This window comes from Chitinophaga sp. YIM B06452 (assembly GCF_039655965.1).
Lineage (GTDB): Bacteria > Bacteroidota > Bacteroidia > Chitinophagales > Chitinophagaceae > Chitinophaga.
This window is the reverse complement of sequence record NZ_JAWLKY010000005.1, coordinates 73,326-96,090: the sequence shown is the minus strand read 5'-3', so window position 1 is coordinate 96,090 and position 22,765 is coordinate 73,326. Positions and strand designations below refer to the sequence as shown.

Genomic DNA, 22,765 nt, shown 5'->3' with positions numbered 1-22,765 from the left:
TTTGACAGAGTCAGGGAATAACTTTAAAACCTGACCAGAGGCAATCATTGAAAGGAATAAGCATGGGATAAAAAGAAGCCGCTTCAACATATAGGGAAAAAATGACGGATAAACGCAAATATTTTATTGTGTAAAATCGGAACGGTATAACGCTTCGATGTATATTTTTTCTGACGCCGACAGGACAGGGTAAAATGTAATACTGCCCAGTTCGGTATTGATGACAACGCCAGGCGTGGTGTTTTCGTTTTGAAGTAATCCATTGCGCCACACTTTAATGTACCTGCTGATAAAAGCGGCATTGGTATAGGAGCCGGTGCCTTCGCCCGGGAACCCGGCGGCGCCAACGGAAAACTGCAGGGCAGCACCAATATTGCGGAAAGTAGTTTTACCATTGCCAGGGTTGAACAAAAATCCCTTCTCGTTTTTGCTGGCATTGCGTATGATCAGTTCCAGCTGTTTCAATACGAGGGTATCCCTTGTTGTACGGATGGAAGACTGTGCTTTCAGCTGGAAGGCTATAAAACAAAAAGGTATAAGCAAAAAACAACTTTTCATAAGAATAGGTGTACGGGCTAAATTTCGGGATATCATCTGATACTTCCAAATTATCATTCAATACCGCCCCTCTTTTCAATCAATCTCCGGTAGATCTCAGCCGCGACACGCCCGGGTCTGCCGTTGCCAACCGGCTGGCCGTCTATCGCCAGCACAGGTAATACGACCTTGGTAGTGCTGCTGATGAAGGCTTCGCGGATACCGCGGAGGTCTTCCAGCATCACTGTTCCTTCTTTTACATCCAGGCCTTGCAGGCCGAGTATCTTTTTCCGGGTGATGCCTTTCAACACTTTGTCTGCAGGGGTAATGATCTCGTTACTTTTTGTAACGATGAAAAAATTGGATCGCGGGCATTCCCGCAGGGTGCCCTGCTCGTGGTATAGCACATCGTCTGCCGCATGCTCCAGGATGAAGGGCTGCAGGTAGATGGATTGGAGGTAATCGATGGTCTTTACCTGCGGCAGCTGGCGCTGGTGGCCGTAGGTAACTAGGCGGAGCCCTTTTTCGAAGGCGTCGGTATTGAAGGTGTAAGCAGATTGGGTGATGAGCAGGTTGGGGGTGGCGGGTGTGTACCCGTTGTCCGAATAGCCGCCGGTAAGCGTGATGCGGATGCCGGAGTGGGGGAGGTTGTTCTTCGCGATCAGGCCGCCGATCAGTTGCGCCAGTTCTTCGCGGCTTTGCATTACAGGCAGGTTCACAACGGAGGCGGAATGATAGAACCGGTCCAGGTGGTCCTGCAGGAAAACGGGTTCGTTGTTCCTCGTCCTGAAGTAGTCGAATATACCGTAGCCGCGCTGGATGGAAAGGTCGTTGATGCTGATCTTTGCGTCCTGCTCCTGCACGAATTGACCGTTGATCACTGCGTATATCTGGCTCATGGGATACTGTGGTGTTTTTCCAGGATGGGTAATACTTTATCCAAAGGCAATGCTTCGATCTTCCGCCCGTTCATGCCGGTCATGGTTTCCGCTGCAAAAAGGGAGTTGATGATGGCTTCCTCTGTAGCTTCAATGGCCGCCATAAACAGGGGCGATATGGCGTCGTTTTGCAGAATGGGCATGCTGATCACCCGCTGGTCGCTGTTATGCGGAACCCGGGTTCCTTCGGCCGTTGAGAACGCGATCACATAATCCCCGCTGCCATTGGAGGCGATGCCGCCTGTTTTGCCCAGGCCCAGCATGGCGCGTTTGGCCAGGCGCAACAGGTTGCGGTGGTCCAGCGGCGCGTCTGTCGCTACCACGATCATGCAGGAGCCGTCTGCATTATTCAGCAGCTGGTCGCTGAAGTCGAACCGGCGGAGGGCTTCGCCTACCGGCGCGCCGTCTATCTGCAGGGCGCCGCCGAAATTGCTTTGCACCAGTACGCCTACGGTGTAACCGCCGAGGCTGGCCGGCAGCTTGCGCGACGCAGTGCCGATGCCACCTTTGAACCCGAAACAGACCGTGCCCGTTCCCGCGCCGGCATTGCCTTCCTGGGGCCTTGCAGGGGAAGCGCTGCGGATGGCCTGCAGTACGTCTGCTTTGGCAATATGCCTTCCACGGATGTCATTGAGGTAGCCGTCGTTCGTTTCGCCTACCAGCGCATTTACGGAGCGCACGTTCTCATTGCCTTTTTCCTGCAGGGTGTATTCGATAACAGCGTCCATAGCGGTGGGCACGCTGAGGGTGTTGGTAAGCACAACGGGCGTTTCGAGGTTGCCCAGTTCATTCACCTGCGTGCTGCCCGCCAGCTTGCCGAAGCCGTTGCCGGCATATACCGCTGCGGGTACCTTTTGCTGGAAGATGTTGCCGTCATGCGCCAGGATGGCGGTTACGCCGGTGCGCACGGAATCGCCTTTGATAAGCGTGACATGCCCCACTTTCACGCCCGCTACATCAGTGATGCTATTGAGCGGGCCGGGTTGCATCACGCCGATGGCAATACCGTAGCTCCTGGGGCTTTTCTTTTCCTGGCCGCAAAGCAGGGAGGGAAGAAGCAATGCAAATATGAATGATCTGAACATACCCGCAATTATACTCAATTATGCGCTAAATTCTTTAGAGCTGCCAATCACGTAAGCTGGTCGATCTTCCCGCGGATAACGGCCTTCTCCGTCTGCGTTTTTGCCAGGTCGTACGCTTTCCGGAAATGCGCTTTTGCTTTGTCGTTGTTGAGCCCGGTATGCAGCTCGCCGAGCAGCAGCCAGTAGAAATGATCGTTTTCCATGTGGAGGGCTCCGGCTTCTGCCAGCGCGCTTTCTTTTCCATGCACTTTATAGTATGCAAAAACGCGGTTGAGCGCCACGCCGGGAGAATAATTCACCAGCAGCAACTGGTCGTAGAGGGAAAGGATGTCTTCCCATTTTTCCCGGCTGTCTTCTTTCATGCAATGCCAGTATGCAATGCGGGCTTCGAGGTGATAGGAGCTTATTTTGTCGCCTTCGGCGGACAAGTGCAGGAAATGCGTTCCCTGCGCGATAAGCGCTTTATCCCAGCGGGTTTCGTCCTGCTGGTCGTACAGCACGGGGTAATTTTCGCCGCTGCGCGCATCAAAGCGGGAGGCGTGGAAGCACATCAAAGCTATGAGGGCATTGGTTTCCGGGCGGTTGGTAAGCGGGTATTCCGTGAGGGTGAGGCCCAGGCGGAGGGCCTCAAAGCAAAAGTCTTTCCGCAGTATTTCGTCCTGCGTTTGTGAATAATAGCCTTCGCTGAAAAGTAGATAAATGATATGCAGCACATTGTCCAACCGGCCGGCGATCTCCTGTTCGGGCGGCAGTTCCATGGTAATGTTTTCCGTGCGCAGTTTTTCTTTGGCCCTGAAAAGCCTTTTGTTGATGGTTTCCTTATTGGTCAGGAAAGCCTCGGCAATCTCGTCTATCCCAAAGCCGCAAAGGATGCGCAGGGCCAGGCCTATCTGGGCTTCGCTGGCAATGGCGGGATTGCACACGGCAAACAGCATTTGCAGCTGGCTGTCTTTGATATGCTGCATGGAAAAGTCGAGGTCTTCGGCCTGCTGTTCTTTCTCCTGGTCGCCGGCAACGGCAGGCGCTATTTTTTCGCGGAAGAGCTTATTGCGCCTGAAGTGATAGAGCGTTTTCTGTTTGGCCACTGCATACAGCCAGGCAGTGGGGTTGGCGGGGATGCCCTTCACGCCCCAGGTTTCAGCGGCGGTCAGGAAGGTTTCGCTGACGATGTCCTCCGCGGTCTCGATATGCTCCAGGCCGAACAGCTTGCTGATCACCGCCACCATCTTGGAAAATTCTTCCTGGAACAGGTGCTTTAATGATGTTTCTCTTTTTTCCATATGTGGGGTAAAGGGCCGGCCCGTCAGCCGGCCCTTGTGTTAAAAATATCCGGTTAACCGATGATCTCACGGATCTCCACGCTGCCGCCCTGGTCCAGCGCGGGGCAGCCATGAGCGAGGGTAGTGGCTTCTTCCAGGTTTTCAGCTTTCACGACAATAAAGCTGCCCAGGCGCTCGCGGATCTCCACGAAAGGCCCGTCCGTAACCACGCCGCCTGCCTTTAAGACCTTGCCTTCCTGCGCCAGGCGCGGGCCGTTGCTGGCCAGCCTGCCCGATGCCGCGAGGCCGCCAGCCCAGGCTTTCCATTTATTGGTAAGCGTTTCCATTTCCTTGGGAGACGCATTGCTGTAATCGTAGCTCGGCTGGCGGAACAATAATGCAAATTCTTTCATTTGAATGTCAGTTTAAAATAGTGAATGAATGTATGATTTACATTCCAATAATGCGCGGTAAGGAATAAATTGGACAGGGAAGAAAAAAAATTATACCTGTCGTATTACGCCTGTTTTATGTCGTAATCATACGCGTTAGGTTCCGTTTGACCGTTGTATGTTTGCAATATCAAATCAAACATTTTTAAAAAACAAAAACACAAGTATATGCAAACCTCCGACAAAACAGCTGTAACTATTGAAGCCATTGTGAACGCACCGGTAGACAAAGTATGGAAATACTGGAGCGAGCCCGAACACATTACCCAATGGGCCTTTGCATCAGACGATTGGCATGCGCCCCGCGCTGAGAACGACCTGCGTACGGGCGGTAAGTTCCTCACCCGCATGGAAGCGAAAGACGGCAGCTTCGGCTTCGACTTTGGCGGTGAATACACACAGGTAGTGAAGCATGAGCTGATCGAATACGTTATGGGTGACGGCCGCCAGGTGAAAGTTATCTTCACGCCCCAGGGCAACGAAACGAAGATCGTTTCCACCTTCGACCCGGAAGACATGAACCCCATCGAAATGCAGCGTGATGGCTGGCAGGCGATCCTGGATAACTTCAAGAAACACGTGGAAGCGTAATAACAGGTACGTTCCAATATAAAAAACGCTCCCGGGTTTGCCGGGAGCGTTTTTTTTGTCAGGGCAGGTAATAAAAAATATTATTTCTTCTTCGCCGCCGCATTCGCCTCATTTTCCTTTGCCTTGTACTTTGCCATGTCCGTGATCAGGCCGTAGGGAATGGGCTGGCCTTTGGGAAGCTGTACCGTGCTTTTGGAGACATTGTACCCGGAAAGCTCCTTTTTGAATTTTTCAAATACGGTAGACGGCGGGATCGACAGGCTGTAATGCGCCGTGTAACAGGAGAAATAGATCACGAAGCCGTTTTGCTTATAAGCCGGTATCTGGTAGCTGATCACTTCCTCCGCCGCGGGTAATGCTTTTTTGATGGTTTGGCGGATATTTTCCAGCACCTGCCGGTCTTCTTTGCCGAAGGAGCCGATGTACTGGTCTACCGTGTCGAACTTTACTTTTTCGGTGGCCATGAGGTTTGATTTTATAATATGAAATTACCGAAGAACGCCGGGGCTTGAAAGTGCAGATTTTGACAAAATAGGGGGCCAAATGCGACAGGCTGCGGCGGGAAGGCACATTATTTGTACTTCAAGGCTAAAAATCATTATGGAAAAGCGAATCCTTGGAATTGTGTTTTCCCTGATGGGAGCCGTAGGGCTGATCATGGCGGCTGTAACCTTCGTGAATGCCAGCGGCGGCACACGGAATGTAAAGATGATCATCATTTACGCCATCCTCGGCGCGGTATTCTTTTTCGCCGGCATGGGGCTTATCAGGAATACGAAAGATAAGCCGTCCTGACCGGGACACGGGGCGTTTTTTACCCAAAAAACAGGTTTTATATAACAACAGTTCATTGAACTAATCGTAAATTTCCGCCCTAAACCGATTTTTTCCATGCGAAACCTGCTCGTATCTCTGGCGGCATGCCTTGCCGTATTTCAATTTTCCGCCTGCAAACAAACCCAGAAATCCGCTTCCGGCAACGGCGGGCTGGAAACGGTAATGTCCGTGCCCGCTACCGTAACGGCCGGCAGCCCGGTAATGCTGCAATTCACCGTGTACAACCGCTCCGGCGTGGATTCACAGTTCTGCAAATGGCATACCCCCTTCGAAGGTTTCATCAGCTCCTTCCTGGATATTAAAGACGCCGCCGGCACGGACGTGCAGTACCGCGGCGCTATGGCCAAAAGAGTGATGCCGCCGCCGGCAGAGGCTTATATTAAAGTGCCTGCGGGAGATAGTGTATCCGTGACCGTAGACCTGCTGAAAGGCTACGACCTCACCAAACCCGGCCAGTACAAAGCTGTATACCAGGCCGGTGGCATGAGCGGGCTGATGAAAGTGAACGAGATCAGCTTCTCCGTGCAATAATACCTCATCAACAAAAAAGAGTCCCAGGCCCCGGAAGATGCTTCCGGGGCCTGTCTTTTTGCAGCTCCCCGTATAGCGGTGGCCGCTATTTCAATGCCTGCGCCTCGAATTTATCTTCGTAATCTTCCCGGATAGTGCCGGCCCAGCGGTCCCACCACAGGAAATACAGGCCGTAATTCCCTTTAAAATACTGGTGGTGCTGGTTATGATTGAAGGAAGTGTTGATCCATTTGCCGAACCAGTGCCGGGCAAACCAACGTGGGTACAGCTCCCAGCCCAGGTGGCCGTATACATTATAGACCATCATGACGGCGAAGAACACGACAATATGGATATGTGTGAGCGGCATTATAAATAATAACAGGGGAAAAATGCCCGCTTCCACCAGGGCTTCCAGCGGTTGGAAAGAAAATGCGGCCCAGGGCGAAGGGTTCGTGGAAAGATGATGTACTTTATGGAACCAGGGAAACAACCGCCGGTGATGCATCAGCCGGTGCGCCCAGTAGAAATAAGTATCGTGTATAATGAACATTAAGGGGAAAGCGGCGATAAGCCATAATGTGCTGTGACCTGAAGGATCGTTGTAATATTGTGTATAAGGTCGCAATGGAGTGAACAGGAACAGCACCGGCACCAGCGAGAAGATCACGATCGTCATGCAGGAATACAGGATCTCGCGGCGGTAATCTTTCATCCGGGGCATTTTAGGCTGTATCTTCCGGTGAAAGATGCGCCTGCGGAAAATGAGATACCATATAATAAAAGCAACCCCTGCAACCAGGAAATACCGTAAAGCAACCAGCCAAAATATAGGCGGCCATTTGTCCAGCCAAAGCATAACATTAATTTAATCTTTACCAATTCTTACCCTTCGCCGTCTATACAAAAATATCGCTTTATTAATTTTTATCATCACAGGTCAGGCAGTATATTTTTAATACCCGCCCGGGAGGGCAACTACATCGTTTTCGTAGATTTCAACAGCCATTTGTCAGGAATCGTTTATATTACGGCATCAACCAATCAAAGTCAGTCTGGTAGCTAGATTCATCGTTATGGTATAAATATTTTCCACGTAACATTCCGTTAATATGAGAGTGTTTTTTTCGTCTCCGTATTAGTAACAAATCTTAATCGCTTTACATGAACAAAGTCTACTTTCCTAACCGCATGATGCGATCGTTTTTCGCATTGCTGGTATGCGGCCAATGCAGCATTTTGCCAGCCGGTGCGCATGCAGGGGTTGTGCCTTCCGGGAATGAAATTTCCTTCAGGCAAACCGTACGCGGAACAATTAAAGACGCGGCCAGCGGCAAACCGCTGTCAGGCGCAACTATCGGCGTTAAAGGCGCTGCGCAGACCACCAGCTCCGACGATAACGGGGCCTTTACCATCAACGTGCCCGACAACGCAACGGCGCTGATGGTGAGCTATGTGGGGTATGTGACCCAGGAAGTGCCTATTGCGGGCAAGACTACCGTAGATGTATTGATGCAGACCCTTTCCACGGACCTGAACCAGGTAGTGGTGGTAGGGTATGGTACCCAGAGCCGGAAAGACGTGACCGGCGCCACGAAGACCCTCAAAAGCGCAGAATTCAATAAGGGTATCATCAACGCTCCGCAGGAATTGCTGCAGGGCAAAATGGCCGGCGTGAATGTAACCTCCGCCAGCGGCGAGCCCGGCGGCATGCTCGGCATCACCGTGCGCGGCCCGGGCGGTGTGCGCACCAACAATACCCCCCTGTTTGTGGTAGACGGTTTGCCCCTGGACAATTCCAGCACCGGCGGCGGCGACCCGCTGAACTTCCTGAACCCTCAGGACATTGAATCGATAGACGTGTTGAAAGACGCATCCGCCACCGCTATTTACGGTTCCCGGGGCGCCAACGGCGTTATCCTTATCACCACCCGCAAAGGCAAAGCCGGCGCTTCCACCCTCGGTTTCTCCGCGGGCATTGGCTTCTCTACCATCGCCCGCGCATTGCCGGTGTACTCCGCTTCTGAATTCCGCAAGGAAGTAGTGGCCATAGGCGGAGACCTGGATGACCAGGGCGGCGATACGGACTGGCAGAAAGAGATCACCAGGACCGCCGTTACCCAAAACTATAACCTTAACCTCAGCGGCGGCGCGGATAAACTGACCTACTATGCATCCTTCGGTATGCAGAAGCAGCAGGGCATCCTGAAGAATAACGACATGAACCGTTATTCAGGCCGCTTCAACGCCACCCAGAAGTTCTGGGACGATGCGCTGATCATTGAAGCTAACCTGGGCGTGGCCAATACCAAGAACGAACGTCCTCCCATCGGCGGGATGATCGGCGACGCTATCGCCAACAACCCTACTTACCCGGCATACGACGCCAGCGGTAATCCTGCCAAGTACGAGAACCTCAGCAATCCACTGGTAACATTGCAGCTGGAAGACGATATTGCTACGATCAACCGCGTAACGGGCAACATTTCGCCTTCCCTTCGTATCATCAAAGGATTGGTATATAAGCTGAATTTCGGGATAGATAATTCCAATTCCACCCGCGATACCGTGAACAGGCCCAACGCGGTGCCCCTGCGCGACGGCCGCCTGGTGACCTGGAATACCTATAACCGCAACACATTGATCGAAAACTACCTGACCTATAATTTCGAAACAGGCGCGCACAGCTTCTCCGCGCTGGCAGGTTATTCCTACCAGAAATTTTTCCAGCAAAGCCGCAACACCAGCATCAACAAATTCCCCATCACGCCGGTAGATCCCATCTACAATCCCGGCCTGGGACAGGAACTGACACTGGCCGGCAACAGGCCCGGCGGGTTTGCGATCGAAAACGAACAGCAGAGTTATTTTGGAAGGGTCAACTATGGATACGACGACCGTTACCTGCTGACCGTAAATTTCCGTGCAGACGGTTCCACTAAATTCGGTAAGAACAATAAATACGGTTATTTTCCTTCATTTTCCGCAGCCTGGAGGGTGAGCGAAGAAAAATGGATGAAAGGTTCTTTCTTCAGCAACCTGAAGCTGCGCGCCGGATGGGGTATTACCGGCAACCAGGAGATACCTAACAAGATCACCCAGGCGCTTTACATCACCACCGTTTCCGGCGGAAGCAGCTACCCGTTGTACCCGACCGGTTCTTATCCCGGCGGTACTACTTATGTCCGTTTTGCCAATCCTGATATCCAGTGGGAAACCTCTAACCAGACGAATGTGGGCATAGACTTCGGTTTCCTTGGCGGAGCGCTCACCGGTTCTATCGACGCCTTCAACAAAGTGACGCATAATATGCTGCTCAAAGTTGTTGCTGCAGACCCGGTAAATCCTACTTTCGAAACCTGGGTAAACAATAAGGATGCGGAGGTTGTCAATAAAGGCATAGAAGCAGACCTCGAATACAACTACAAATCCGGCCGCCATGTGAATTTCAGTGTGGGTGGTAACGTTACATTGTTAAAAAATGAACTGAAGAACTCGCCTTATTCCGTGATCCCTTCCGGTTCCGCTTCCGGCGCGGGTCTTACCTCCGCCACCATCAACGGTTATGTGAACAGCGAACCGCTGGGCACCTTCTACCTGAAAGAATGGACAGGCTTTGACAAAGACGGCCTCAGCACTTACCGCGATACCGACGGCGACGGCATTGTGACCGATAAGGACCGTATCGCGGCCGGTACCGCATTACCTAAAGTGATGTACAGTTTCCATGCAAGCGTAGCATACAAAGGCTTCGATCTGCTGGCTAATTTCAACGGCGTGGGCGGTAACAAGATCTACGACAACACGGCCAATGCCAACTTCTACAAGCTCCGGCTTTCCAAAAGCGTGAACACCACGCCTGAAGCGGTGGAATATCCCGAAGAGTCCGTGAACAACCCGGCGCCTGTAAGCACCCGTTTCCTGAAAAACGGCGCTTTCCTCCGCCTGAACAACGTGACCCTGGGGTATAATTTCAACACAAGAGCGCTCGGCATCAGCAAATACGCTTCCATGCTGCGCCTCTCTGTAACCGGCCAGAACCTTTTCGTGATCACCAAATACAACGGCTACGACCCGGAAGTGAATACAGACCGCACCATCGAAGGATTTTCCTCTTACGGCGTGGATTACCTGAGTTATCCGAAAGCGAAGTCCATCATTTTTAACTTAAATGTTTCATTCTAATATCCCGGATCATGAACAAGAAAATATTAGCGCTGCTGCTGGGTGTATCAGTATTTACAGGATGTACGAAACTGGAGGAGAAAATCCTGGATGAAACATCCTCTACCGGCTCAACAGACAAACAGGTTGCCGAAGGCCTCATTGCACCCGTGTACGCAAAGCTGCCGGAGATCTTCCTTCATACCAATTATTTCGCTTTGCAGGAGATCTCCACAGACGAGGCCATCCTGCCTTACCGTGGCGGTACCGATTGGGGAGACAACGGCATCTACCTCGCCCTGCACAAACATGAAACCACCAGCACCGACCCGAATATCCGCAATACCTGGAACCATGCCTTCCAGGCTATTTCCCGCGCACTGTCCGCCATCATAGCGCTGCCGGAAAATAAAGACGCTAATGCCAAGGTGTTCCTCGCCGAAGCAAGGGCGATGAGGGCGTATTACAACATGCTTACACTGGACCTGTTCGGCCTGGCGTTCAAAAAAGAAGACCCAAAGGCGACTTCCGTGATCCTCAGGGGAGAAGAAGCCATGACCTACATCAGGACAGAGCTGGAAGCCGCTGAACCCGTGCTGGACAATACCACCGGTCCCGGCAGGATCACAAAAGCCGCCGTATGGGGCTTGCTGGCGCGCCTGCACCTCAACGCCGCCGTGTACCGCGACCGTTACGCCGCTGCTTTCACATTCCAGAAAGCAGACATGGACAAAGTGGTAGAGTACTGCGACAAGATCATCGGCAGCAACGCCTATACCTTATCGCCCAGCTACTTCGCCCTGTTCGACGATGCGAACCATACCAACAAAGAGCTGATCTTTGCAGTAGACCAGCGCGCCGACCTGAACGGGCATAACCGTATGGCGTACTTTTCCCTTTCCGGCGACCAGTTCCCGATCCCGGCTTATCCCGGCGCGAATGGTACGGATGGGCCCGCTATTACATCGGATTTTTACCGCAGCTGGGTGAACGCCTATGCTCCGGTAGACCCTGCAGCAGCGGATCCTCGTTTCTACAAGCAGAACATGAGCATTTATACCAATCCGAACGACACCTGCGTGGACGCAGCCGCTTACAACATCAACCGCGGTATCCTGCGTGGTCAGCAATACGGCCTCATTCGCAAAGGCGGTATATTCCTCAAATGCAGCGATGGCAAAATGAAAGTAGGCCCGCTCTTTTACGACACCCGTACAAGGCCCACGCTTGCTGTGAATTTCACAGAGCAGGTAGACTTCACCGTTGCCGGCAGCAACTACAACACCGGCTACCGCGTGTCTAAATATGAGTTCAGCAAAACCTCCGTGAGCGGCCGCAACTTCGGCGAGCACGACATCGTGATACTGCGCCTGGCCGACGTATACCTCATGCGCGCCGAAGCAAAGCTGAGAAGGGGAGATGCCATGGCCACCGCGCTGGCAGACGTGAACATCGTGAGAGCTTCCAGGACCGCTTCCACACCGGCGCTCCCACTGCTCACCATCAACCTGGACCTGCTGCTGCGTGAAAGAGGCTTCGAATTCTACTGGGAATGCCAGCGCCGTACGGATATGATCCGCTTCGGCAAATACGAAGGCACCTGGACGGAAAAGACGAACACTGACAAGAACAAACGCGTTTTTCCCATCCCGCAAACCGCAATGGACGGAGCTTCCATTATTCCCGGCTACCTCGTGCAAAACCAGGGTTACTAACTTACCGTTTATACCAGCGCGTGCAGCCACTGCAGTGGTTGCACGCGCTTTTTGTTTGTGAGGTTGTTAGTTACGTATGGGGTATTAATTAATGTGTAGATGTGCCCGAAATGACATACATTCAGTAAGCATATTTGCCGTAAAACCCCGTCTATACCATGAACCACCGACCCCTTTTTAAGAAGGCAGGCATTGCCTTTCTTCCCCTTATGCTGATGATGGGTTCCCTCCATGCGCAGGATCCCAGGAAGGTCAACGATTCCCTGGACCGTTCCGTTCACGAAATGAATAACACGCTGCTGGCCGCCCACCGCACCTGGGGCAACAAAGCGGATAAGGATACCGCCTATGCCGGGGTCCTCAAACGCGTGGACGGCATCGATTTCAAGGTGACGAAGATCGCGGATTGGGATTATACCAACAGCAAATACAACGCACAACCGCAGCTGCGCTACAAACAGAAATTGTACAAAGAGCTGGAGGTCTACGCCCTGCTGATGGACATGGCCTATAAGCTCACCGCCCCTGATTCCATCAACCGCATCCTGCGTTACATCGATGAGGACATTTCCCTTAAAATGAACAACGCCTGGGCGGCCAGTCCTGTGCCGCCGGCCCTGGTGAACGTGAAGGTGCGCGTGCTCGAAAAGCCTTCAGGTATCGAGGTTCCGGGCGTAAAGGTGTTTATCAGGCCTGAGCTGGCGCCGGATCGCTATACCGAAGAATTCAACCCCACCAACAACGCCCTGAAACGCATCATGCCCGGTAAAAAACTGGTATGGATAGAACAGGGCGGTCAAAAAGCAGGCGAGCGGATCACCATCGTGCCCGCCGGCGTAGAGTCAGACACGATCGATTTTTACATCGAGAAAAAATAAACCATGGATTTTGCGGCTTTCCTCAAAGACAAATGGGTGATCCTCCTGGAAGCGGTGACCATACTCGTGCTGTTCCTGACGGACGTTATGGTGCCGCCCGAGATAAGCGGTTCGCTTTCCGCTTCCGACCTCAACACCATCGGCATGGCCCGTTACCTCATCCTCGGGATCGTGTTGCTGCTGCTGGCGCCCTTCGGGCTGTATAAAAAACGGCGCCATGCCAAATGGTACTGGATGGCGGCCCTGCTGTTCTTCGGGCTTTCCGTGGCGGCTTTGCTGCTGTACAACAATGTTTACCAAAAACATACGGCGTACAACGGCATTCATAAAGAACGGTATATTATCGGGAACAATTACCTGCCCGAGGCGAAGGTCATGATAGATGCATGGTCCGAAAAGAACAAAGGCGCGAAGATCACGCCCCGTATAGTGCTGGAAGGTTTCGACGAACCTGAGCAGGCCTGGCCCGTGGAGGAGATCGAAGCCAATGCCAGGACGCTGGTGATCCGTTACCTGCTGATCATTTTCTGCGCCACGCTGTTCATCGTTTGCGGCATGCAGGCCGTGCGGTGCATCAGTGAACGAAAAATCCCCAAACCCCCGGCAACATGAGAGCGCTTGTGCTGGCTGCGGCCGCAATGCTTGTATTACTGCGGGTTTCAGGCAATAGCCCTGCGGCAAAAGGCTTCAGCCACGAAACTGTGGCGGAACGTTTTGTACAGTACTACAACAGCCTCTGGAACCTGGGCGTGAAGGTTAAGATAACCGGCGGGGAAGTGAATTACTCGGACAGGAACGGGGAGATCATCCTCAGCAGGTCTTACCTGGACAAAATACTGAAGCAATACGGCGCGAAGGTCTATCCCTTCTGTGTTTCCTTTTTGCTCGCCCACGAATATGCCCACCAGCGGCAGTTCAAAGAACATCCCGCCGCACTGCTGAACACCGCTTCCTGCGAGCTGCGCACCCTGCTGGAAGCGCAGGCCGATGTACTTGCAGGTTACCTGTTTGCAAGGATGTGGGAGCTGGGAGATACGCTCCGCCTGCAGGATACCGTGGCGGCCAATAGTTTCAGGACAGTGATGGCGTATGTGTATGATATGGGCACGTATGAATTCGGGCTGAACACGCACCCCGGCTACAAACAACGCCGCAACGCCTTCCGGCACGGCCTGGTGTTCGGTCAACTGGAAGGCAATTCCCCGGAAGTACGGAAACGTTACCTCGCGGGCGTGATCATGAAGGCGGATCACGCGGACCTCTGGCACTGGAGCCTGGATATCGCGAAGAAGATCGTGCATTTTCCGACCGCCATCCTGCAGGATATCGCCATCCTTGGGGACAGCAGCCATTACTACTTTTACGACGATCCGCGCAACACGATGGTCTATTACGAGCAAAGGCTCCGGAATAACGGCAAGCGGAAAATAAGGCTCACCATGCAATACAAGGTGATCGGCGTAGACACCAATTATTACCGCGACCCCAAACAGATCGCTTTGCAGGGAGGCGTGGGGAACCATATCGTTGAAATTGCACCCGGCGCTGAAGTAACGCTGAAAGGCGAGCTGGACTGGCGCAATGCCAGCAGGGGGAAACAAAGACCCACCCTGCGTTTCCCGCCGGATAACGATATGCTGTTCAGTGCCGAGTATGTGGACGGAGAAATGGAGCTGGATAATTATTGTGCTAACGCCGGAACGCAGTTCCACGCTAATTCTCAAAGCCTGGTCAATACTTCGCTGTCACGCTCGCTGATTAACCTTGGGCGCCAGGGCTTTTCGGATTTCCGCAATATCAGGACGGGTTTCTCAATAGAACGGAGTGACGATTTTATTGATTTCAGTTGCTCGCACGAAGTGCCGGGCGCGCTGGAAACCACCGTGTCCAAATACCTGGAAGACAGTTCCGTCACCCTCGATATAAGATTCTATGATGCATATGACAAACAGGATGCACGGAAAATATTTAATGAGCTGATCAGTATTTTGCTGAATATGGAAAAACAAAAAATACTGTTTGTTGAACGGGATTATGAAGACCTGTTCGAGACAATAGCAGACAGGGGAGGAGGGGAGTATATCGGCAGCAAATACAGCCTGGAAAAGGGATACATCCTGAGAAGGGATAATAACTTGGCAATATACGAAAACGTGAAAGGTGAATTCCTGCACGAGCCGGTGTCTTTAACTTCCCAAAACGTCGGATTCAACCTGGAACTTGATTATTGGAAAAGACTCCGGAAATATACCATTAACCTCAAAATCGGTAAAAATGCGTACTAAACTCACTATTCTCCTGCTGCTCCTGGGTTTTTCCCTGGATGCCGCCGCGCAGGACTGCCTCTCAGGTTTCCGCGTGCGCCGCGCCTGGCAGCAATCCCCCATGTGGTGCTGGGCCGCTACGATGCAAATGATCATCGACTTCCATGACTCTTCCTCCGACGTTTCGCAATGCGACATCGTGGAAGATTATTTTGATGTGGACGACTGCGAGGAAGCCGTTTTCTCCGGCGGTTATATGAACAAGATGAAAGCGTTCCTGGAAGACAACGACCTCGGCACTACTTTCACCTGCGACCTGGTGAACCGTCCCCTTTCCGTCAACGAGATCGTGGACAATATCCTGGACTGCAAGCCCATCATCATCAGCATCCGCCCGAGCCCCTTTTCCAACATCGGCCACGTGGTAGTGATCATGGGCATCTGGCAGCGGCGCGATGCATACGGCAACCCATGGATAGAAGTAGTGCTGCGCGACCCGTATCCCTATTCCTGGAACAGCGTGGTGAGCAACGGTTTCACCGGAGTGGAGTATTCCCGGCTCCGTGCTATCTGGCTTTCATCTATCTACAACATCGACCCCGACTGATGAATTAACAAAAAAAGACATTCCCGTTACAGATTTTAGCCCCGTCCTTCGTTCACATTAACGAACCGCCCCTCCGCAACACCAACTGATTGGTGTAACTTAAACCTGCGTCCCTTCCGGACCTATCCGTTATTCCATAAGCTTTTATAAAAAGACACAGGTTCACGTAGCTAAGACCTTTCTTTTACCCACTTCCTCTGATGTATATGCAGCTTAGACATGATCAGCCCGCGCAAGCGAAGTTGAAAGGGATATCACTATTCACCATATAAAGGATTCATCACTTTTAAACTTTGAATTATGGGAGACATGTTAAATGCAAACACACTGCACTACCCCTTTACCCACGGCACCAATCCTCATGCTGAAAAAATGGAAAAGATCATTCACTCCTGGGTGACGGAGCATTTTGCTTTCCTGCCGGAAAGAGTAAAGAAAAAATATATGCACACAGGCATGGGGCACTGCGGCGGCTGCATCTTCCCGAAGGCGTCCAGGCAGCAATTGCAGGCGATCTGCCGGTTTTTTATCTGGGCTTTCACGGTAGACGATAGCCATGAATTTTCTACCTCCGGGGAAGTGGAGATCATCGAAGATATTTCGTTGCAGGCACTCCGCCATGGCCGCTTTGTGAGCAACGACCCCCTTTATGCCACTTTGCCTGTAATGCGCCGGGAACTGCTGGCCATTTCGAGCCCGGAATGGCTGGAACGTTTCTGTGAAAGCATTGAGCTGTATTTCCAGGGCCTGAAGGAAGAAACGGAATACCGCGTTCCCATGATCTTCCCTGATATGGATACTTTCATTGCCATACGCACCAAAGCGGTGAACGTGCTGCCCATGGTGAACCTCGCGGAAGCCATCACCGGCACGGTATTGCCCCGCCATGTGATCAGGCACCCTTCCCTTGAACAACTGGCTTATCTCACCTGCCGCATCCTTTCCTGGAGCAATGATTATTTTTCCGCCCACCTCGAAAAAGGGAACGATGTGCTGAACCTCGTGCTGATGCTGGAACATCAAAATCAAAGCTCGCTCAGTGAAGCCTATGTGGAAATGCTGAAGATCCACGATAAGGATGTGGATGATTTTGTCCGCATCAGCGCTTCCCTGCCTGATTTTAAGGAATATAACCGCGCGGTGAAGGAGTATGTGGGTAACCTGGAACTGATGATCGCGGGTTACCTGCACTGGACGCTGGAGCTCACCCAAAGGTACGGGAAAGGCGGCCATCCCAGCCAGGACCTCCGGCCCAGGGAAACGGTGTAGGCACGTGTCAGTACTGGTCTGCATGAGCCGCCATCAGGTGGTGGCTCATCACGCTGAAGAGCGTTTTTTTATCGAATGGTTTGGTAATGATGGCGGACGCGCCGGCTTCCAGCAGTTCGTCCCTGTTTTCGGTCCTGCCGGTGATGATGATGACGGGAATATCCTGGAAGTCCCTGTGGCCCCTGATATAACGCAGGGTTTGCAGGCCGCTCATTTCGGGCATCTGCCCGTCCAGCAGGATGCAATCCGGCAAAACGTTGCACTGCCCCAGTGTTTCTATCAGCTGCCGCCCGTTGATGCTGCCTGAACTGGTGCAGCCGAAAGATTGCAGCAGGTTGGACAGCAGGCGGTGGTTCATCAGGTCGTCTTCTGCAAACAACACCAGTGCATTGTCCAGCCGGTAAATGAGGTTGTCATGTTCTTCCGGAAGGTTGTTGGGGTGCCCCGTTTTCAGCGGCAGCTTCACGGTGAAAGTGGTTTCCCGTTGCGAGCTTTTCACGGTATAAGTGCCTTTGAAGCTCTCCACGATGCTCTTTACGATATACAGCCCCAGGCCGGAACCCTCTACCTGGCTGTTCTTTTTGGCGGTGAAGAATTTTTCGAAGAGGTATTTCAGCTTATCTTCTGAGATCTCCGGGCACTGGTTGCTGACGGAGATGCGGAAGAATGCATCTGCCACAAGTATTTTAACGGTGATCTCGCTGTTTTCGTTGGCATATTTCACGGCGTTAGACAGCAGGTTGGTGATCACGATGTTCAGCTGGTTGCTGTCGCTCACGATAATAGGCGGAATGCCTTTATCTATGTAGAGCTTAATGGCCACGCCTTTCAGTCTCGCTTTGATGCGGTGGATGCTGACGATGTTATTGAGAAAAGGACGGATGTGAAAAGTGTGATTTTCGAGCTTGTCTATTTTCCCGCTTTCGATTTCCCCCATGCTCAGCACGTTGCTCACCACGTTGCTCATGCCGGCGTTGATGATGCTTAGCTGGTCGATATACGGCCTGATCCTTTCCAGGTCCGGGTTTTCCTTTGCATCGTTTTTCAATAGCTCCAGCAGGATGGAGTTGGAGGTAAGATTGTTGCGCAGCTCGTGCGTGGTTTTGAATACGACCATTTTCACCTGCTGGAACAGGCGTTTGTTTTCCCGGATGTAATAATACAGCACCATCGCGTCGAACAGGAGGAAGGAGGGAAGGGCGATCCAGCGGAAAAGATATTGGTTGCGCAGCGATATTTCGATGGGGGGAACGAACTGGTAATAAAAGTTGATCTCCAGGAAAAGCAGGGTGAGCGCGGTAGCCGTGAGCCCCAGGATGCGCTGTCTTTTTTTGGAATAAACGAGGAAACAAAGCCCGAAAAGAAATGCGACAATGAGGGAGAAGTTCATGAGTTGCCCCAGCAGCGTGGAGAAATACAGCGCGCCCGCGCAATGCACGAGCAGCAAACCGACGCTGGCGGCGGCGTAACGCCTGCGGCCGTTGAGCGCAATGATGCAGGCAAACAAGGCGCCTTCTGTTACTGCCGGGATGAAAATGGCCAGCAGCCCGGTGGCGCGGTAGAACACATAACCGATGGATACAGCCAGCACGGCGGTAATAAAGCAGAGCGTGTTCACCAGCTGCACTTTTTTCCGCGCTTCTTCTTCCAGGTTGAAAGTGCCGGCGTTGATGACAGATTTGCGGATGGCCTGTACACATGCGGCAAGCAGGCGTTTAACAAATTGCAGGGGCTCCATATGCACGGAGTTTGTTTGGGTATATTCGGAATGATTCAGTGGGTGTCCGTTATTGGGGGCGAAGTTAATTAAATCTGCAACCGTTTTTGTTAAATGATTGTAAATGGCATATTGCGGGCAAAGGACGGAAAACAGACATGGCAATTTCCCGGTAAGTATTAATGATTGATTTTGTTTTAAAGGGCTGAAACAACAAATAAAGGAAGCAGATACGAACGTGTGATTCGTTTGTTAAAGGGAATATTGGAATGTACTGCTGTAGCGGGTTTGAAGCTGGGTTCCGACCCAATCCCCGGTCTTCATGCGGAGCCTTCCCAAAGCGCGTCTTCTTCGTTTGTATGCGGGCACCAGGCCAGCTCTGTGGGTATGGCACTGCGGTGCAGGTGCAGCAGTATCAGTGTAACCAGCACTGTTAGCATAAGCAGGAACAGGCCGCAGAGCGCGGCTGCAATAATGAGGATCGTGGTCATATCAGGAACGGTTTTTCCATCGCCGGTGCGTCCACAGCCAGTATTGCGGTTGCCGCCGGATGTCTTCCTCCAGGAAGCGCGAAAAGCGCTCCGTAATGGCAAAAGGCGGCAGGTTGCCGGGCGAATCGGTAATGAGCTGAAAGGATATTTCCCAGGAAGCGGGTGTGGCGGTTTTGCCGACGGTGGCATATAGCACTATGGCATCGGTCGTTTTGGCGAGCCGTTCCGCCCCGGTGATCACCGGCGTAGGCTGCCGCAGGAAATCGACGGTGTGCGCTTCTTTCCCCGGGCATTGGTCTGCTACGAAAATATACGCTCCTGCCTCCTGTCTCGTGGCAAGCATATGCCGCGCGGCTTTGTCTGCCGGCAGCAGCTTCAGTCCAAAACGGGCGCGCAGCCTGCGCATCACGCGGTCAAAGAAACGGTTGCTCAGCGGCTTGTACACGGCATGCATATCAAAATCAACATAGGTAGGCAATACGTTCAGGCATTCCCAGTTGCCGTAATGCCCCAGCATGATCATGATATTGCGCTGCTGCGCATGGTAATGCTGCAGCAGTTCCACGTTCTTTACCCGCACCCGTTTTTTGACCAGGGAAGCAGGCGCCAGCAGCATTAGGATCATTTCGAGGAATATTGCTGAAAAGTGGCGGTAAAACCCGCCCGCCAGGCGGTTCACTTCTTCGTAAGACCGCTCGGGAAAAGAACGGGAAAGGTTTTGCAGCACCACGGCATACCGGTAGCCCAGTATCTTATATAAAATCAGGTAGATCATCCGCACATATGTTAAAGTAAACGAAATACCGCTGCGCCCATAGGGGTAGGGAGCGGGTATGCCGTTCTATTCATATACAAAGAGACGGATTTACGCAGGCAGCATGTTGCAGTATCCGGATTATTTATTGCGTAAAAAGGAAATGAACTATGGAAACGGTTTACAGGTACGGCACAGACGAGGTTTTATACGACTCTCCCGGCGAACAATGGATCACGCCTTCTTCCCCGCGGAACGAATGGCAGGAAGACACCCCGTTCTGGAAAGTGAAAATGCGCGAGCATTATTTTGACGGCATGCATATCAGTTCTTTTAATATCCATGTATACGAACATATCCGGCTTGTCACCAACGACCAGGGCCCCTTGCCGGGAATGGGCTTCGTGAAGCATGGCAGTCTTACCACCACGGCGCATTCCGGCGGCGGGCCGCGCAGGTTCACTGCCGGGCAGCACAATGTTTTTATGAATCCATATACGGCCGTGAGCACCGAAATACCCGCGCAGCAAAACCTGGAGGTAATGCTGATGAGCTTTCAGCCCGAGCGTTTCCTGCAACTGGCGGAGCATGCCGGGCCGGTGATGGGCCAGTTGGCCGAAAGCATTGCGGCCAATAAACCCACGCCTTACCTGAACGGCCCGAATATGCCGCTCACGCCCCGCATGCTGGCCATTATCCTGGAAATAGAACAGGGCTGTTACCAGGGCGGGCTGATGAACCTGTTCCTCCAATCGAAACTGCTGGAGCTGCTGGCGCTGCAATGCGGCCAGTTGGAAACGGTGAATAACGGGAAGGCGCTTCCCATGGGCCTGAGCACGGCTGATATGAACAAAGTGCGCGAGGCGCGGGAGATATTGCTGGCAGACCTGCATAACCCGCCCTCGCTCAGCGCGCTGGCCAGGCAAACGGGGCTGAACGAGTTCAAATTGAAAAGTGGGTTCAGGAAGATGTTCGGCCGGCCGGTATTCAGCTACCTGAAGGAACACCGCCTGGAAATGGCCAGGGAACTGATCCGAGGCGGAGGGAAGTCCGTTACGGAAGTGGCGTATGAAACCGGTTATTCCACGCTTCAGCATTTCAGCAATGAATTCAGGAAGAAGTTCGGGGTGAGCCCCGGCAGCCTGAAATGATAAAGCTCAAAAAATTAGCAGTTCGTAAGTGAGCAATAACGCTGATTTGCATGAAAAATACTAAATTTGTTAGTATGAAGCGTTCCGGATCAGCAGACCTGCCATTACACTACGGTTATGTGCCCCGCTGGCTTGCCGAAAGAATGGCGAAGCTCGGGCTGGCCGTTACAGAATCCATCCTCCTCGAATACGGTCATGAAGCCTTCCTCAGTCGCATGAGCAACCCGTTCTGGTTCCAGAGCTTTGGGGCGGTGATGGGGATGGACTGGCATTCTTCCGGCATTACCACTTCCGTGATGGGCGCGCTCAAACGGGCAGTGAACCCGCGCGCAAAAGAGCTGGGGCTTTATATCTGCGGCGGCAAAGGCCGGTTCTCCCGCGAAGCGCCGGATGAACTGTTCAGGGTGGCGGACCGTACCGGCCTGGATGGCGACCATCTCGCCCGCTGCAGCAGGCTGAGCGCAAAAGTGGATAACACCGCCGTGCAGGACGGCTTCCAGCTGTATACCCATAACTTTATCGTCAGCAACCGCGGCGATTGGACAGTGATCCAACAGGGGATGAGCCCCAACAGCCAGATGGCGCGCCGTTACCACTGGCATTCCGGCCAGCTGCTGTCTTTCGTGGAAGAGCCGCACGCCGCCGTCTGTGGTCAGAACGTAGGCCCCATCCTGAACCTCACCGCCAGGGAAGCCGCTTCCGCCCGCGCCGGCATGCTTGATCTTACCCACGAAAAGCCTGAGCTGATAATGCAGGAGGTCCAGCAGCTGCTGTTGCCTTCGCGCCACGAAGTGCAGGCGGAAGATGTGGACCTGAAAAGGCTGGGTTCCGTGCTGTGGATGGCGCATGAACAATCCGTAGGCAGCTTCGAGGAACTGTTGCTGCTGCAGGGAACCGGCCCGCGTACGATCCAGTCGCTGGCACTGGTGAGCGAAGTGATACATGGCACGCCCGCGCGGTTTAAAGATCCCGCGCGTTTTGCGTTCGCGCATGGCGGCAAGGACGGGCATCCTTTTCCTGTACCCATTAAAGTGTACGACGAAACCATTGCCACCCTGCAGACCGCCGTGCATAAAGCGAAGCTGGGGAACACGGAAAAGCAGGAAGCCATTAAAGCGCTGCATACCCTGGCCGTTAAAGCGGAGAAGGATTTTGTGCCGAATAACCGCTTTGAAGAGCTGGTACAGCAGGAACGGGACGAATCCTGGCAATACGGCGGCAGAACGGTATTTGGAAAAGCGCAGCCGCCGAAAGGGAAGAAGGGGGTGCAGCTGAGGCTGTTTTAAAGCGATCGCGCAATGGCAGATTCCTCAAGAAATTGACTGTCTTACCATTATAACGTTATTGACTACACGTTCATTTACCCGTTATAGGTATTTACAAGATTACTTTATAATCCTTCCCCCGAAAAAAATCCAACGGCGGCCCGGGAGCCCCTTCTGTGGCTGAAAAAGCGGTAAATACCTGGAAACCAGTAGGCACGGCTACACGAAAACCAGTAGTAACGTCTACGGTTTAACAGGTAAATATGACAACTCAACCGGAT

Annotated in this window: 22 protein-coding genes; 12 read left to right on the top strand and 10 right to left on the bottom strand. The window is 52.7% G+C overall.

The genetic code is table 11. The annotated features are described in order from the left end of the window. Positions 1–123 precede the first annotated feature (123 nt). The 5 genes from R3I13_RS22125 to R3I13_RS22105 all read right to left on the bottom strand — a co-directional run bounded on the left by R3I13_RS22125 (position 124) and on the right by R3I13_RS22105 (position 4,232). Complete coding sequence (locus R3I13_RS22125; protein ID WP_346320158.1) at positions 124–543, bottom strand: hypothetical protein; 420 nt, start codon at positions 541–543, stop codon at positions 124–126. A 68-nt stretch (positions 544–611) separates the two neighbouring features. After that, positions 612–1,436 (bottom strand): aminotransferase class IV, encoded by an 825-nt coding sequence (locus R3I13_RS22120; RefSeq protein ID WP_346320157.1) that lies wholly within the window; start codon positions 1,434–1,436, stop codon positions 612–614. Beyond that, a complete protein-coding gene (locus tag R3I13_RS22115) occupies positions 1,433–2,560 on the bottom strand; it encodes a P1 family peptidase (RefSeq protein ID WP_346320156.1) in 1,128 nt (375 codons plus the stop codon). The genes R3I13_RS22120 and R3I13_RS22115 overlap by 4 nt, the downstream gene beginning before the upstream one ends. Before the next feature lie 47 nt (positions 2,561–2,607). Next, the gene (locus tag R3I13_RS22110; protein WP_346320155.1) at positions 2,608–3,840 is read right to left on the bottom strand and encodes a DUF6596 domain-containing protein; all 1,233 of its coding nucleotides are present in this window, start codon (positions 3,838–3,840) and stop codon (positions 2,608–2,610) included. Positions 3,841–3,893: 53 nt separating this feature from the next. After that, positions 3,894–4,232: a YciI family protein gene (locus R3I13_RS22105; protein ID WP_346320154.1), complete on the bottom strand. Its 339-nt coding sequence runs from the start codon at positions 4,230–4,232 to the stop codon at positions 3,894–3,896. A 207-nt stretch (positions 4,233–4,439) separates the two neighbouring features. Between R3I13_RS22105 and R3I13_RS22100 the strand changes: the two genes are divergently transcribed. Next, a complete protein-coding gene (locus R3I13_RS22100; RefSeq protein WP_346320153.1) occupies positions 4,440–4,862 on the top strand; it encodes an SRPBCC family protein in 423 nt (140 codons plus the stop codon). A gap of 80 nt (positions 4,863–4,942) precedes the next feature. Here the strand turns inward: R3I13_RS22100 and R3I13_RS22095 are convergent, their stop codons facing one another. Continuing rightward, positions 4,943–5,326, bottom strand: a complete 384-nt coding sequence (locus R3I13_RS22095; RefSeq protein WP_346320152.1) for a DUF1801 domain-containing protein — start codon at positions 5,324–5,326, stop codon at positions 4,943–4,945. A gap of 136 nt (positions 5,327–5,462) precedes the next feature. Here R3I13_RS22095 and R3I13_RS22090 point away from each other — a divergent pair, with 136 nt between their 5' ends. Next, positions 5,463–5,657 (top strand): hypothetical protein, encoded by a 195-nt coding sequence (locus tag R3I13_RS22090; RefSeq protein ID WP_346320151.1) that lies wholly within the window; start codon positions 5,463–5,465, stop codon positions 5,655–5,657. Between the two features lie 96 nt (positions 5,658–5,753). Beyond that, entirely contained in the window at positions 5,754–6,230 is a 477-nt protein-coding gene (locus tag R3I13_RS22085) for a hypothetical protein (protein WP_346320150.1), read from the top strand. 85 nt (positions 6,231–6,315) lie between these two features. Here R3I13_RS22085 and R3I13_RS22080 read toward each other — a convergent pair whose 3' ends face one another. Further along, positions 6,316–6,924: a sterol desaturase family protein gene (locus tag R3I13_RS22080; RefSeq protein WP_346320149.1), complete on the bottom strand. Its 609-nt coding sequence runs from the start codon at positions 6,922–6,924 to the stop codon at positions 6,316–6,318. 449 nt (positions 6,925–7,373) lie between these two features. On the opposite strand from R3I13_RS22080, the gene R3I13_RS22075 reads away from it, so the two are divergent. From R3I13_RS22075 to R3I13_RS22045, 7 genes are all read left to right on the top strand, one after another. Beyond that, positions 7,374–10,394, top strand: coding sequence for a TonB-dependent receptor (locus R3I13_RS22075; RefSeq protein WP_346320148.1), 3,021 nt, complete (start codon positions 7,374–7,376; stop codon positions 10,392–10,394). Positions 10,395–10,405: 11 nt separating this feature from the next. Then, positions 10,406–12,088 (top strand): RagB/SusD family nutrient uptake outer membrane protein, encoded by a 1,683-nt coding sequence (locus R3I13_RS22070; RefSeq protein WP_346320147.1) that lies wholly within the window; start codon positions 10,406–10,408, stop codon positions 12,086–12,088. Positions 12,089–12,246: 158 nt separating this feature from the next. After that, the gene (locus R3I13_RS22065; protein WP_346320146.1) at positions 12,247–12,966 is read left to right on the top strand and encodes a hypothetical protein; all 720 of its coding nucleotides are present in this window, start codon (positions 12,247–12,249) and stop codon (positions 12,964–12,966) included. Positions 12,967–12,969: 3 nt separating this feature from the next. Continuing rightward, the gene (locus R3I13_RS22060; protein ID WP_346320145.1) at positions 12,970–13,578 is read left to right on the top strand and encodes a hypothetical protein; all 609 of its coding nucleotides are present in this window, start codon (positions 12,970–12,972) and stop codon (positions 13,576–13,578) included. Beyond that, a complete protein-coding gene (locus R3I13_RS22055; protein WP_346320144.1) occupies positions 13,575–15,251 on the top strand; it encodes a hypothetical protein in 1,677 nt (558 codons plus the stop codon). The genes R3I13_RS22060 and R3I13_RS22055 overlap by 4 nt, the downstream gene beginning before the upstream one ends. Continuing rightward, a complete protein-coding gene (locus tag R3I13_RS22050; protein WP_346320143.1) occupies positions 15,241–15,837 on the top strand; it encodes a papain-like cysteine protease family protein in 597 nt (198 codons plus the stop codon). Before R3I13_RS22055 ends, R3I13_RS22050 begins: the two co-directional genes overlap by 11 nt. A 300-nt stretch (positions 15,838–16,137) precedes the next feature. Beyond that, positions 16,138–17,106: a hypothetical protein gene (locus R3I13_RS22045; RefSeq protein ID WP_346320142.1), complete on the top strand. Its 969-nt coding sequence runs from the start codon at positions 16,138–16,140 to the stop codon at positions 17,104–17,106. 7 nt (positions 17,107–17,113) lie between these two features. Here R3I13_RS22045 and R3I13_RS22040 read toward each other — a convergent pair whose 3' ends face one another. From R3I13_RS22040 to R3I13_RS22030, 3 genes are all read right to left on the bottom strand, one after another. Further along, a complete protein-coding gene (locus R3I13_RS22040; RefSeq protein ID WP_346320141.1) occupies positions 17,114–18,844 on the bottom strand; it encodes a hybrid sensor histidine kinase/response regulator in 1,731 nt (576 codons plus the stop codon). 299 nt (positions 18,845–19,143) lie between these two features. After that, positions 19,144–19,314, bottom strand: coding sequence for a hypothetical protein (locus tag R3I13_RS22035; protein ID WP_346320140.1), 171 nt, complete (start codon positions 19,312–19,314; stop codon positions 19,144–19,146). Position 19,315: 1 nt separating this feature from the next. Continuing rightward, a complete protein-coding gene (locus tag R3I13_RS22030; RefSeq protein ID WP_346320139.1) occupies positions 19,316–20,089 on the bottom strand; it encodes a lysophospholipid acyltransferase family protein in 774 nt (257 codons plus the stop codon). A 149-nt stretch (positions 20,090–20,238) separates the two neighbouring features. Between R3I13_RS22030 and R3I13_RS22025 the strand changes: the two genes are divergently transcribed. Together R3I13_RS22025 and R3I13_RS22020 are read left to right on the top strand one after the other, a co-directional pair. After that, the gene (locus tag R3I13_RS22025; RefSeq protein ID WP_346320138.1) at positions 20,239–21,219 is read left to right on the top strand and encodes an AraC family transcriptional regulator; all 981 of its coding nucleotides are present in this window, start codon (positions 20,239–20,241) and stop codon (positions 21,217–21,219) included. A 74-nt stretch (positions 21,220–21,293) separates the two neighbouring features. Continuing rightward, positions 21,294–22,505, top strand: coding sequence for a DUF763 domain-containing protein (locus tag R3I13_RS22020; RefSeq protein ID WP_346320137.1), 1,212 nt, complete (start codon positions 21,294–21,296; stop codon positions 22,503–22,505). Positions 22,506–22,765 lie beyond the last annotated feature (260 nt).